Annotated in this window: 14 protein-coding genes and 1 pseudogene; 1 reads left to right on the top strand and 14 read right to left on the bottom strand. The window is 42.5% G+C overall.

Annotation, left to right across the window (positions count from 1 at the left end):
* Positions 1-42: 42 nt before the first annotated feature.
* From F0251_RS08625 to F0251_RS08655, 7 genes and pseudogenes are all read right to left on the bottom strand, one after another.
* Positions 43-561: a GNAT family N-acetyltransferase gene (locus F0251_RS08625; protein WP_171730794.1), complete on the bottom strand. Its 519-nt coding sequence runs from the start codon at positions 559-561 to the stop codon at positions 43-45.
* 32 nt (positions 562-593) lie between these two features.
* Entirely contained in the window at positions 594-1,037 is a 444-nt protein-coding gene (locus F0251_RS08630) for a hypothetical protein (protein ID WP_061032668.1), read from the bottom strand.
* 194 nt (positions 1,038-1,231) lie between these two features.
* A pseudogene (locus F0251_RS08635) lies at positions 1,232-1,731 on the bottom strand (opioid growth factor receptor-related protein).
* 101 nt (positions 1,732-1,832) lie between these two features.
* Positions 1,833-2,669 (bottom strand): DUF3626 domain-containing protein, encoded by an 837-nt coding sequence (locus F0251_RS08640; RefSeq protein ID WP_061032670.1) that lies wholly within the window; start codon positions 2,667-2,669, stop codon positions 1,833-1,835.
* Positions 2,670-2,801: 132 nt separating this feature from the next.
* Positions 2,802-3,677 carry an MBL fold metallo-hydrolase gene (locus F0251_RS08645; RefSeq protein ID WP_061032671.1) on the bottom strand — a complete coding sequence of 292 codons (876 nt, stop codon included), beginning with the start codon at positions 3,675-3,677 and terminating at the stop codon, positions 2,802-2,804.
* 50 nt (positions 3,678-3,727) lie between these two features.
* Positions 3,728-4,624: a hypothetical protein gene (locus tag F0251_RS08650; protein WP_061032672.1), complete on the bottom strand. Its 897-nt coding sequence runs from the start codon at positions 4,622-4,624 to the stop codon at positions 3,728-3,730.
* 271 nt (positions 4,625-4,895) lie between these two features.
* Positions 4,896-5,372, bottom strand: coding sequence for a DUF2059 domain-containing protein (locus F0251_RS08655; RefSeq protein ID WP_061032673.1), 477 nt, complete (start codon positions 5,370-5,372; stop codon positions 4,896-4,898).
* A 582-nt stretch (positions 5,373-5,954) separates the two neighbouring features.
* Here F0251_RS08655 and F0251_RS08660 point away from each other — a divergent pair.
* On the top strand, positions 5,955-7,778 hold the full coding sequence (locus tag F0251_RS08660) for a M4 family metallopeptidase (protein ID WP_061032674.1): 1,824 nt from the start codon (positions 5,955-5,957) through the stop codon (positions 7,776-7,778).
* Between the two features lie 211 nt (positions 7,779-7,989).
* Here the strand turns inward: F0251_RS08660 and F0251_RS08665 are convergent, their stop codons facing one another.
* The 7 genes from F0251_RS08665 to F0251_RS08695 all read right to left on the bottom strand — a co-directional run bounded on the left by F0251_RS08665 (position 7,990) and on the right by F0251_RS08695 (position 13,476).
* Complete coding sequence (locus F0251_RS08665) at positions 7,990-9,183, bottom strand: hypothetical protein (protein WP_171730795.1); 1,194 nt, start codon at positions 9,181-9,183, stop codon at positions 7,990-7,992.
* Between the two features lie 465 nt (positions 9,184-9,648).
* The gene (gene folM / locus F0251_RS08670) at positions 9,649-10,365 is read right to left on the bottom strand and encodes a dihydromonapterin reductase (RefSeq protein ID WP_171730796.1); all 717 of its coding nucleotides are present in this window, start codon (positions 10,363-10,365) and stop codon (positions 9,649-9,651) included.
* Positions 10,362-11,000 carry a GTP cyclohydrolase I FolE gene (gene folE / locus F0251_RS08675; protein WP_171730797.1) on the bottom strand — a complete coding sequence of 213 codons (639 nt, stop codon included), beginning with the start codon at positions 10,998-11,000 and terminating at the stop codon, positions 10,362-10,364. The genes folM and folE overlap by 4 nt, the downstream gene beginning before the upstream one ends.
* A gap of 18 nt (positions 11,001-11,018) precedes the next feature.
* Positions 11,019-11,390 (bottom strand): dihydroneopterin triphosphate 2'-epimerase, encoded by a 372-nt coding sequence (gene folX, locus F0251_RS08680; RefSeq protein ID WP_008223740.1) that lies wholly within the window; start codon positions 11,388-11,390, stop codon positions 11,019-11,021.
* Between the two features lie 82 nt (positions 11,391-11,472).
* A complete protein-coding gene (gene folK, locus F0251_RS08685) occupies positions 11,473-11,997 on the bottom strand; it encodes a 2-amino-4-hydroxy-6-hydroxymethyldihydropteridine diphosphokinase (RefSeq protein WP_171730798.1) in 525 nt (174 codons plus the stop codon).
* 183 nt (positions 11,998-12,180) lie between these two features.
* Positions 12,181-12,426 (bottom strand): hypothetical protein, encoded by a 246-nt coding sequence (locus tag F0251_RS08690; protein WP_116871958.1) that lies wholly within the window; start codon positions 12,424-12,426, stop codon positions 12,181-12,183.
* Positions 12,427-12,570: 144 nt separating this feature from the next.
* A complete protein-coding gene (locus F0251_RS08695) occupies positions 12,571-13,476 on the bottom strand; it encodes a LysR family transcriptional regulator (RefSeq protein WP_171730799.1) in 906 nt (301 codons plus the stop codon).
* Positions 13,477-13,638 lie beyond the last annotated feature (162 nt).

Genomic DNA, 13,638 nt, shown 5'->3' on the forward strand with positions numbered 1-13,638 from the left:
AATACAGCATCAAAAAATGTTATAAGTATTGAATCAAGAACGTTAAGAGGATTTAAGGGGAATATCCGCATCTAAAGCCTTTTCCAACCACATTGAACTGATGTATTTGCCATTTTTCTTTGCATATTCATTGAACACACCAACTTCTCGAAAGCCAAAATGCTTATGTAGTGCGATCGATGCCTCATTGGGTAATGCCACACCGGAAAGGACGCGATGAACACCGAAATCAATGATTGATGCGAAGAGCTGAGAATACAACTTAGAGCCTATCCCTTTACCTTTTGCATCTTCAGCTAAATAAATTGTGACTTCGGCTGTATCTTCAAATGCTGATGTTGCTCTGTACGGTTGAGAGCATGCGAAACCAAGTAGCGAGTCGTTTTCGGTTGCGACATAACGTTGATATTTACTATCACTCGAAAATTGAGAGAACCATTGCTGTCGATTTTCCAACGAAAACTTCTCTTCTTCAAAGCGCGCGTTAGTATTCTCAATATAGAAATTGAAGATGCAAGTAATTGCGGCTATATCGGACAACTCTGCAGTTCTAATTTTCATTTAATACCCTTTCGGTTCTCACTGATTCGCGATTAGGACTTAGCATCGACCTTTTCTATAAACCAAGCTCCTTGGCACGGGCCATTGGTTAAATACCAACGACCATCAAACCGCATGTCGCTGCCTGTTGCTGAAAAGCGATAGTCCCACTGGCGATGTTTCGCATATAACCGTAATTCACCGCTTTCTGAAACCCAACCCTCTAATGCTGTTCCGTTGTAGGTAAGCCTCAAAGTGGCTTTACCTTCACGAATGTATCCTGTGATGGTTGTTCGCTCACACATATTATTGCCTGTGGTGTTAACACGGCGACCTAGCCACTCACCGTCAAAGTCAGTAGATGGTACAAATTGAGGGCGATTCGGCAGTTTAGGAAATGACTCAGAATTACTGGACCCGAACCATTGAAGTTCGCGGCCAACGAGGAAGAAGACAACACAGCCAATTGATACAGCGATGACAAATCCCTTTTTCATAATCTAGTCGCCTTCTTAAAAAACTAGAAGCACCCTAACATAATGAAAAATAATAAGTTAACCGAGATGATATCAACTTTGATGTATACCACAAATTGCATTCAAATGTTGAATATAGAGAAAGCGGCATCGCACGAGAATACCGCGCATTGGGAATCAATTATGTTCAGTTCCGAAAGCTCTGAACAGAAAAACTAACCTTCCAAGGCATTACGCCAATATTGCACCGTTTTATCAGAGACAGAACCCGTATCATTGGCCGCTGTGATCAAGAAGTCACATAAGTTGGTTGCAACCTCTTCATTGCCTAACAAGTATAAACTGCGAATGGCTCGCGTTAGTCGAAGCTGGTTATGGTCGTGATTCTTCAACCATACATGGTTGGCTGGGCTAAGTGGCAACAATGACGATATCTCACTTCCATCTCGCTGCATTCCCCAAAACTCAAGCATCAGGTCAAGCACTTGTAGATGAGCTGTGCGCAGATCTTCTGAGTTAGCAAAAATCGCCCTGTCTTCTTGAGTCACCAACGGTGCATGTTGATTAAACTTAGTCCCTTCACGATTGGGAAAAACACTTGAATATACTTATGGTCGTGCTCCAACCAAAAGTGATTATAAGCTAACAACCGTTCAATATTACGACCAAATTTGTCTGGCACTTCACCAGAGATAAAGCGAGCGATCTCACTCATTTAAAATCCTACCGACTATAGTTTTTGCTTGCGGGTTTCCGCTAAATACTGGGAGGTACGATTAACAACCTCCCAATAACCTACTCTCCGATTAGAGAGGCTTATTCTGATTTATAACCAAACCGAGCCAAGTAATGCCAAACCTTCTTTACGTCTTGTTGGTCATAACCTTGCTCTGTCACGGCTAGCCCCAGTATTTTCGCATTGATCTTGCCGTTCACCGCTAACTTTTTTGCGAGTTCGATAAACGACTGGCCGCGATAATCTGGGTAGCGACTCATCTCTTCTAGGCTTAACTCGTATCCATTGTGCCACTTTATCGGAACGCCCAATTTCACCGCGTGTTCTTCAATAATCGTCGAGCGGTAAATAGGGTCTAATACAAGGCATTCAATATCGCCTTTCAGAGAGATAACCCCATGAACATGCGCCTCGATATAATCATCAAGCAAATCGACATCCGATGACGATGCCTTATCAATCAGCACTTTTACGCGATTAGAAACTGCGAAGTCTTCTGGCTCAAAGAAACTGTCTGGATAGCAGAACGTAGTTCGTTCCAAGGTCTCCGCTTTCAGTTGGAAATAACAAGATCCAAAACGAGGTGACGCACCTGTTTCGTAATTTCGGTAGTTCAGTGCACCATACTTCGGCCTAAGCGTGTTCGGAGCATCATCATACGCGCCGTCGAACACGCGCTTTTCCCAATGCCAACGATCACCACCGGGATAAGCCGTCATACCACCATTGCTGGTGCCCGTTTCAAATTGAGACTTCAAACAACCATCTTCAGCAATCGCTTCGAGCAAAGGTTTATTGCCAGACGTATAACGATCGGGATGGAAGTTGATCGTCACCGAGCAATTCGTTAAACAATCAGTACCTTGTGATTTCAATCGGATGTTTTCGATTGCTTGCTCTACTGCGTTGTCAGCCATGAAATCTCTTGTTTTCGAGAAAGAATACTGCGCCGACTAAACAAATGGTACGACACAGACAATAAACTTAACCTATTAAGATATGAACACAAAGTTCAACTTAGACAAGATATGCAGACAGCGGCAAATGACCTACTGCTCCTCTGGGGATGAAGCTTCCGCGCTAACCCGAAATTCCGCTTGGCTAAGCTTCTCTTTCGCTAAAGCCTCTTGCTGCTCTATGAAGCTAAAGAAGTTGCTCTCGCTAATGAACGGGTTATTCGAATCATCGACATTTCGTTTCTCACGATTAGCGAATAAATGATTCTTATGTGGATGGTTAGACAAATTCACACTCACTACAGGCGGCTGCAAAGCGATCTCTCGGACTCTGTCCATGCTCTCGAAGAACTGCTTCGCTAGCTTTGGATCTCGTGCATTTATACTGTGTCCGCCAACAACAAATGCGCGATACGATATACCCTTGTCCTTCACCATAAGATCTATTGAATAGTCCCCTTCCGTGTGGCCGGGTGTAAGGTAAAACTTAAACTCGTCTTCACCAACGCTAAGGCTGCTACTGTCTTGCACAAATAACTCTACTTGGGGAGGCAAAAAGGTATTCTTACCGCTGCTTTTATTGGCTTGAGCAATGGCTAATTCGTAGCCCTTCTGCGTCATCACAACTTTTGAGCCATATTCAGACTGAAGATATTGCGCTCCACCAGCATGATCAGAATGGCCGTGAGTGACCAAAATATGCGTGATTGCCTTATCTTGTAATCCAAGCTTTTCTAGATTAATTGGTATCCATAGCGAATAAGGGAAATCGAGTGTATCAATCAGAACTAATCCCTTTGAAGTCTCTACCGCATAAGACGACACCCACCTATCACCAACGTAATAAACATTATCTAACATTTGGAAAGGTTCAACATAGCCATTTTTAATCGACATTTCCGGAACGTTTTCAGATGGTATTACACTCGTCGAAACCAGTAAAATTAAGCCAATAAATAGCTTTTTCATGTCCCCTCCTAGATTGCTGACGTTGCATAATTTTAGCTGCAACACCTTAATTAAATTAACCTTTCTAATAAACGACACTGATACTCTGCGACACATTTTAGCTCAGCAGTATGTGCAGGGAATTGTTCGTGAAGAAAACACAATGCATCCGCTAGGGTTATCTGGTGCAGATTCGACGTATACTTAAAAACTAATCGGTGGACATTGTTATAGAACTCATCTGAATTATCTGAGCTTTGACACTGCGCTAAGATAGCTTGATCAATCTCATCGTCTGGATCTTCTAATGGGCTATTGGCCTGTCGATAGAGATTAAAAAGCATTGCGTCATATTGCTCCTTCGACAGCTCTTCCTTGCAACGCAATATCCACGTAAGCGTAATGAGGTTGTGCCCAAAGAAACCAAACTGTTTTAAGCATGCTAGTACTACGCTCTTCAGCTCTACGACTTCACTTGTATCAATGCTTTGGTCGCCATCAGAACGGGTCGATGTGACAAATTCAGTGAAGCGGTTAAGGAACGCTGGAATCTGAGACGGCTCTAACTCACGGTAAACACGATTAAGCGCCAATAAGATAGTCACATTGTGGGAAAGATATTCACTTATTTGAGAAGCCTGCGAAACGTAATGCGAGAAGATATCTTGAAAGCCCTTATTCTCATGCCACTGCATTAAAGCAACATACGCCGCTGGGTATACCCCACTTTCCAATATCCTATGAATACGAAAATCCGTAAACTTTGGCGCTAGCACCGTTGCAGAATACTCGCCTAAAACCTCAATCTCGGTTTGGTTTATTAGCTCACTCGTTTTAAGCCAGACATTGTCTGATTTCGCGAAATACCCATTTAGATAATTCGCAGACAAATAAGCTTTTAGAGAATGAGGTTGATGGATGCTAGCACTGCTATAAAGTGCCTTTTCCAATAGTTGGTCGCTTGTCATGTTTCCTCCATGAAACTGACGTCCGGTGGGAGAATCAATACTGCTCCACACCGAACGTCCACATACACATCATATGCTTATCGTAATGTACGGAAAAATGCCATGTATTACGATTCAAGCAAAAGAAATTTGTATCAGCGACTCACTTCATCAGCCTATTCGAGAGCAACTTGGTTTTTACTTGATACGAGCAAATAGCCGATAAGAGGTCATATTCTAGGCTTCAGTTATAGCTGCTCCATATCAGGTCTAACAGTGATCTAGAAATTAATCACTTGCTGCTATGCTCGTCCATAAAAGGAGTCAGTTTTTCAACTAGCAAATGTTGCTTATTTTGAGCTTCAGCCATACCAATCTGCGCTCCAAGCTTTGTAAGCTCCGGCGACTGTTGAATAAGTTTCTTTCCAATAGGTGTACCATAAAAATCTATTATCTGTTTCATTTCTGACATCGTGAATTGTCTTGAATAAAGGTTCGCTATTTCAGTTCGCATTTTTACTCGATCAATATCGTTGTCAAACCAGTCCCTGTAAATCCCTTTAAGCTCTTCTGTCTCTTGAGCGTTCAGCTTGAGTTTATTAGCTAACTGATTAACGATTGGCAACATAGCCTCAAAGCCACCTAACATTTGCTTATCAACTTCCATTACAGTCAACAACTCTTGAGCCGTTTCAAACTCTACTGTTTCATTGGCTTGAGCAACTGAAAAAATTGAAATCGATAAAAATAAACTAACTACCTTAAACATTGGATTCCCTTTAATTTTGTAGAACTTAATTCTGTAAATTTATTATTAGTTATTGGAGTAAATGATCCATTATCCATTATACCCGGTAAAAATGTTACTTTAATTAGCATTTATAACAAGGGGTTATGCAAAAACAGCTTAAATTTGCAATTCAAATCGAAGGTAACCCTACCAACGCAAGGCTTAATTACAAATAAGTCATTTAATTTTGCGATGCATATTTTAATTACTATATTAACAATAATAATAGCTACAAGTATTATTGTTAATAATGCAATTAAGAAAACCGGATCAACAGGTTAAAAAATCAACACGATTGAAACAAGTTAAGGTTTAATAACATCTTTCACTTCATATAATTACCATTAAAATAGAAACACCAACATTAAAAACAATTAAATCAATAATTATTTTTGTAAATTATGAATTACATACTCTAAAATTTAATCTCTAATAAAAACTTGTCATAAACCGAAATGCTCTTCCAATCTTGATTCGTAACACATGGCATTACTGTGTTGCATATAGACTTCCTATTTAGCCGTTGGGAAGAAGGAGTTTATATAAAATCAGGAACAAGAAATGAACCAACAACGTCAACTAAGCTGGAAAATAGCAGCTATTCTAGGTACATCTTTTGGCTTTAATGCACACGCTGCTGAAATGGTCACCATCGAGAATGATAGCCTACTCCAACAAAGCCTCATTGCTCAATCAAAGAGCATTGCACCGCTAGAGCTAGGTTTTTCTGAAGTTAAACGGGTGGTACTGCCCAATGGAAAAACCAAAGTACGCTACCAACAAACCCACTTTGGTCTACCCGTCTTTAATACCTCCGTTGTCGCCACCCTATCCAAAAACCAACCCTCCCAAGTATTTGGTTCAATGGCGCAAGGGATCAGCGATGATCTATCACACATCGCGCCTAAATTGAATCAGGAGCAAGCCATCGAAGCTGCATTGTACTCCCACCGCTCGTTTACCGTCGGCAAAAAGTCGATTGAAAACAAAAATGCGAAGTTAGTTGTCAGGCTCGATGAGAACCAAACCGCGCAGGTAGTGTATTTGGTCGATTTTTTTGTCGCGTCCAATTACCCAGAACGTCCTTTCTTCTTTATTGATGCCATGACGGGGGAAGTACTTCAAAAATGGAACGGATTAAATCACGCCAAAGCCTTGGGAACTGGACCTGGTGGTAATACCAAAACCAATCGATATGAATATGGTACTGACTTTCCAGGATTCTCGATTGATAAAACCGGGACCACATGTACGTTAGAGAACGACGCAGTGAAAACGGTCGACTTGAATAACAGAACTTCTGGTAGTTCAGCCTACAGTTACAACTGTAGCGATGACAGCAACTACACAGATCATAAATACGTGAATGGCGCCTACTCTCCCCTTAACGATGCGCATTATTTCGGAAACGTCGTCTTTGATATGTACAAAGAGTGGATGAACACATCGCCTTTATCATTCCAACTCACTATGCGTGTTCACTACAGTACCGATTATGAGAATGCCTTCTGGAATGGTTCATCCATGACTTTTGGTGACGGTAAAAATACCTTCTACCCATTAGTCGACATCAACGTCAGTGCGCATGAGGTGAGCCATGGTTTCACCGAACAAAACTCCGGGTTGGTCTACAGAAACATGTCAGGCGGCATAAACGAGGCCTTCTCCGACATCGCAGGCGAAGCGGCTGAATACTATCTGCGTGGAAATGTGGATTGGATTGTCGGTAGCGATATCTTCAAATCGGAAGGTGGCTTGCGTTACTTTGATCAACCATCAAAAGATGGTCGTTCAATCGATCACGCCTCTGATTACTACGATGGTTTGAATGTTCACTTGTCGAGCGGTGTTTATAACCGAGCATTTTACCTTTTAGCTAACAAATCAGGCTGGGATGTACGCAAAGGTTTTGAAATCTTTACCGTCGCCAACCAACTGTATTGGACAGCCAACAGTACCTTTGATGCCGGTGCATGTGGCGTAGCCAAAGCGGCTGCAGATCTGGGTTATACGGTTGCCGACGTGGAAGAAGCGTTTAACAGTGTTGGCGTCAATGCAAGCTGCGGCCCTACGGTTCCAGGTGACGATGTACTCACCAAAGGGGCACCTATCTCGAACCTGAGTGGTAACAAATACTCTGAAAGCTTCTACACATTCTCCGTAGATTCTGCATCCAACGTTACGGTCGCAATATCTGGTGGATCTGGCGATGCAGACCTATATGTTAAAGCAGGCAGTAAACCAAGCACCTCAAGCTATGATTGTCGTCCTTATCGTACCGGTAATAATGAGCAATGCAGTGTCAGCGCTCTGCCGGGCGTCACCTATCACGTGTTACTTCGCGGGTACACAAATTACTCTGGAGTGACCTTGCGCCTAGATTAAGCCTATACACCTCGATCGCTGATAAATAGCTAATTGCTTATAGGCTGCTAATACAAAAAAACCTCTGATTACGCTTAGCATGAGCAGAGGTTTTTATTTAGGGTCTTTTGTTTATTAAGAGGCTGTAGCGAAGACATTGAGCATTGGAGATTCAATTACCCACCTTCAATGCCACCCTCTACCCAACTTAGCTTGTCACGCTTACATGAAATCAACTATTTGCGGGGTAAAGTTTAGTCGGACCAAGGAACATAGATTGCTCGCTCGGAGCCAAAACTTGCGGTAAGCCATTGGACTTTTCTGTGCTTCTTACGTAGGTACAATATACTTCTAATACAGGTACATTGGCTGCGCCTGAGTAGGCTGGTTTTTTGACTATACGGTCTACAGATAGTTGAGCTGAAGGTGGTAATAAAAACTCAGCTTGAACAGCAATGGCTGAGTCATTGCTCTTGAACCCCATAAGCTTTGCCATGTTCTCAAACCCTTGCTTCATTTTATTTCTACGACGATGTTCAAAATATAGGGTCTTACTCTTTTCGATTACATCGTTAACGTATTTCTTTTCATAGCTCGCAACACTATTGATAGAGGGATCATTTAAATTCAGAAGCCTAACGGCAGTTTCATCTAAGCGATTAGCGAGGTTGGTACTATTGTAACCACTGAAGGCACTAATATTGACACCTTGAGCCCGACGAATAACAAAATTCAGAATTCCCTCTGTATTTTTGTAAACGGGAAAACAAGCGCCTTCGATAAAACCTTTATGAAAACTACAGGACAAATAACGGCTACTTTTAATGGTTCCGACTGGCCCTTTGGGATTAGCACCGTTGACGATGTCATCCGCATACTTCCACCAAGCTGAATTCTGCGGGTTTGGTATCGTAATTTGACGGTACACAGGAACATCGACATGTGACGTTGAGTGTTGTCTCCACTTTTTGTAAGAATTCCAGACGTCAACCGCACGGGTATCAAGTGCTTTCCCCTTGGTTGTGTACCCAGTCATTCCGGTATTAAGCGCGCTAGAATTAAACGTATAGTAAGAAAGTGCCGTAACCATTTCCATTTGTTCTACCAATGCTTGAGCTTCGGGAGCAGTGACTTTCGATCTAATGCTGTCAGGTAGAGCCCAGTTGTGCCGCATACTTTGCGCCACTTTGAATTGGTTAACAAAGCCTCTCATCATATTTATCCAATCCATTGGATTTCCATTCTGACGGCAATGTGCTCCATATGAGGTCTGAGTGATTTGTAACGCCATTTGGTGCAACGCATCTAGACACTCTTTTTCCACTGCTTCATTGATTTTTAAGTACTTTAGTCGCTTTTCTATATTACCGACTCCGACAGACCTTAATTGTTCGTAACGATATTCATCGTAACCACCAATTTCCATTCTAATTCCTTTATTTAATGGGTGCGTGAAAGTGTGAGTACCTTCTCACTTAGTTCTCCTCAATCGAGTTTTAAATGAAACTAAGATTGATGGTTAAATCTCTCCACGACAAAACGTAGATTAAGTTCTATCGCTTGACAACACCGTTACCCTTAATTGAAAAAGGCGTTCTTTTGAATTCAACTGAGATCTAAAAGTTCGGGCTTTTTACTGGTTGATTTATCAGTTTAAACAAAGATTTGATTAGATAGTTGCGAGAGGATGCGGGAGTCTTCGGCGCGCCGCAAAAAAGCTCGCACAGTCTTCCCACGAGCATTCATCGTTGCTGGTTAAGACACTTTTCGATATCTAAATACCACGAGTCTACGTTCAGAAAATAGACCTATGAGTCATTTTGTATTGCGTCTCCATAGGATAAGCGCAATTACTTTACTTATGCCGCGTTAAGCATAAAGCTCACTAGCTTTACTTCAAATGTCTGCCGCCATCTAAGTGCAAGGTTCTCCCAGTCATATAGTGGCTAGCCAACACGTACTTAATGCCATCTGTTATTTCCTCAAAGCCGGCCTCTGCTGGAATCAATGCTTTCTGCAATGCTTTGGCCTTGTACGCTTCGTCGTCATGTTCATTGAACTTAACCATGGCTGGGGAGATGGTATTCACTTTCACCTTAGGGGCCAGCATCGCTGAAAATGAAAGCGTTAAGTTATTGAGTGCGGCTTTACTGGCGGCATAAGCGATGTGTTTTTTACTACCTTTTTCTGCGACATAGTCACTGATGTGGATGATATCTGAAGTTTGATCTCCAGACATCAATTGGCCTTTGAGTGTTAAATTCACCAGATAAGGTACGGTGGTGTGAATCGTCATCATATCATTCATGATTTGTAACGCGTTTTCGCTGGGGTCTTTCTTACTCTCTGGCTTCCAGTCGGAAGCGTTATGAACGATGGCTCGAAGTGCCTTATATTCTTGACCAACGTAATGAAGGAAGCTCTCTAAACTACTTTGTTGATAGAAGTCGACCTGCTGTAGGTCTGCCCCATTGTCACGTAGCAATTGCAGCTGAGGGTAGTTACTTCGGTATGTGCCAACCACTTTATACCCGTCCGATAAAAGTTGTTGCGCTAAAGCGAAGCCGAGGCGCTTCCCCACCCCGGTTATCAGTATCGTTTCACTCATCGTAAGAACTCAGCTCTAGTTTGAGGGTTAGTTTTGAAGCTGCCACCGAGCGCAGTTGTTGTCGTTTCCGAGTTTGCATCCATAACGCCTCGAGACTTCACGCAGTAGTGAGTGGCTTTTATCGTCACAGCCACATTTTCTGTCTCAACGAGAGTTTGGATCGCGACTAGGATTTGCTGAGTTAGGCGTTCTTGCACTTGAGGACGCTGAGCAAAAAAACGCACGATACGGTTTATTTTAGAAAGCCCAAGAATCTTGGATTTGGGGATATAGGCTACCTGCGCTAAACCATCGATGGTAATGAAGTGATGTTCGCACGTCGAAGTTAAATCTATATCCGAGACCTTAACCATCTCATCAACCGACATTTTATTATCTATCACGCTGACCTTAGGGAAATTATTGTAGTCGAGCCCTGAAAATATCTCGTGAACATACATCTTTGCAATACGATGAGGTGTTTCAGCGAGGCTGTCATCGGTCAAATCCAATCCAAGTGTACTGACCACTTCTGTTAAGAGTCCTTTAATGCGGTTGTACTTTTGGTCATTGTTCATTTCGCTCGATGTCATTGGGGTTTCTAGTCCCTTCCCGAGCAAAGCTTCCCTTACTTTTTCTGCTTCTGTAGTTAACATTGGCCTGCTCCTTTTTCATTAATTTTCGAGTTCAGCTTCATAGGTCAGGGTGAGCGAGACGGAATCAGCGAAACGTAGCGCATGAGGTTTGTCGATTCTCACTTGCGCGTACCGAACCCATGAGTGGTCGATACAAATACCGAGGACGTCGCTGGTTAACTTCTCTAAAAGCAGAAAGCGCCCTGACTCGACGTGATGAATGATTTGTTTGCAGATGTTTTTGTAATTGAGTGCGTTGTCGACGTCGTCAGAGAGACAAAGGTTGTTAGCGGGATAATGAATCTCAGCATTAATAACGATATCTTGCTGTTTAGTCTTCTCTTCTTCATTAAAGCCGATGAAGGTTCTTAGTCTGAGATTTGTAATGGTGATAATGGCGTTGTGATTCATAACAGTGTCCAATCCTTAGGAAGTGAAGTCAGTTACGTGCTTATTTTAAGAAAAGATCAGTAGAGCTCAGGTGATGACGAGTTCATTCCTCATTTAGCCGCTGCGATGGCTGCATGAAACTGAGCTCAAAAGGGATGGGGGCGGTTTTCTGACTCGCTTGGTCGAAGTTGTTCCAGAGCCGCTGAAACGATATGTCTAGAGTGGGATGTCGCTCTTGCGCCGCAACATCGACTAATGGGCGAAGTACAAAAGCGTACTCGGTGATTTCACCTCTAGGCAGCTCTATACCGTCAATGATGCCGGTTTGATTGCCATAAAGAAGAATATCGATGTCCATTGTACGTGAAGCATATTCTTTGGTTTCACGCTTGCGGTCGTTGTCCAGTTCGATTTGATGAAGAACCTGAGAGAGTTCTGTGACAGCGAGGTCACATTCAAACCCCACCACTAGGTTAAGGAAATTGTCGCCTTCAAAACCAACAGGCTCGCAATCGTAAAAATTGGATAGGTGCAGTGGTGCAAAGCGGTCATTTAAAGCTTTGAGAGATTCAGTGACGTGATGTTCTCGGTTGATGTTGCTTCCGATGCTTACATAGACGGTGGCCATATTGTTTCCTTGCTTTTTAAGCAGCCTATACGTCCTAATTGCTATGAAGATCAGCTATACGTCCTTTAATGTCGAATCGATACTTAAAAAAGATTTTGTCGAAAGTTTGCCTACATGCTTTACCACAATAGCATCGTCGCCCCTTTGAAAGAGACGACACGCCAAACAACAAGTATTACCCTCTTAGTTATTCGACTGATACCCAGTCTTCTTGGCTAGCTTTTGCATAGCCTCGGCGAACGTTGTTGTTCCACCTTTAGCCTTCACTTGCACAACCTTGTAACCCATATTTTCTAGCGCTTGGCGCTCTACCAATACTGCTTGGTCGTCTTGCTGGCTACCTTGAACTGGCTGATGAATGTAACATCCTTCTAGTTGACCATCTTCGACCAATTGGTGGTGTTTGAGTGCTTGGATATCAATATTCATAAGTCAGTCTTTTCAGTTAAATTGGAAGTCTATGTGGCAAAAGCCACCAGCATTTTTCATGCTGTCATTTGTACCACAAGGTACTGTATACATGAAGAGCGAGTCGAATGACTAAGACGCCTACTCACACAACTAGGCGTTATCTTATATTTCGGAACTCAAGGTTAAAACTTCGCTGGTGAACAACTCTCTTAGCCATTGGTTGACGATGTCATCATTCCGATTGCTGTGCCAATAAACACTGAGTGAAGGCTTGGTGTACTCAAAAGGGAGCTCTAGAAGCTTAATTTTATCTTTATCAAAATAAGCGTTCGCGACACCTTTGGGGAAGGTGGCTATCCAATCACTGCTGTAGATTGTGTCTGAGAAGTCTGCGATAGAATTGAGCTTTCTTGCCACTTTACGATCCGCAAAAATCGGGCTATGAAATTCAGTTAACTGGTTCACTCGGTAGTTGTCGTGTGTGAGCATGACATGCTTTGCTGAAAGATACTGTTCAAGAGTCACTTGCTCGCTGATCTGAGAGTGATTTTGGCTGCAAACCATGCACAGCTCGTCGCCCCAAATTTCCTGACTCAGCAAGGTTGGATGCGCGTTGGTTAAATCGACCACAAGATCGATCTTCTTTTCTCGAATGTCGGTTGCCATATCTTCTTTGATATTCACGACTTCGATAACGCACTCTGGGGCTTCTTCCTGAATCCTGTCTAGTATTTGAGGCAAGATCACACTACTTGAAATGCTCATCGCCGCAATTCTAAACGTGTAACTGCACTCTTTCGGTTCAAAATCATGCGTTTCAGGCAGTGAGTGAGAGACAAGCTTGTGCGCTTGCTTAAAGATAGGATACAAGTCATTAGCGACTGGTGTCGGCTCAAGCGTGTACGATTTTCTTACGAACAACAGATCACGATATTCATCTCGAAGCTGCTTTAAATGAGCACTGAGGCTAGGCTGAGATATATTGAGCCTTTCTGCTGCGTACGTTAAGTTTCCTTCTTCATATATCGCAATAAAGTAATAGATGAGGTTTAGGTTAAATCGTTTCATTCGGGCTCTTCAGGCAGTCATTTAAATGAATAAACGTAGAAAGTAATTTCGTTTAACTGACTCGTTATTATCCCAACCTAATTCCATACTTCAGTTAGGGTTATGACAGAGCTTTGTTAAAACCTTCTAATAAATATGACTTAACCCACCACCAATATGAAC

It is taken from the genome of Vibrio sp. 070316B (genome assembly GCF_013114115.1).
Lineage (GTDB): Bacteria > Pseudomonadota > Gammaproteobacteria > Enterobacterales > Vibrionaceae > Vibrio > Vibrio chagasii_B.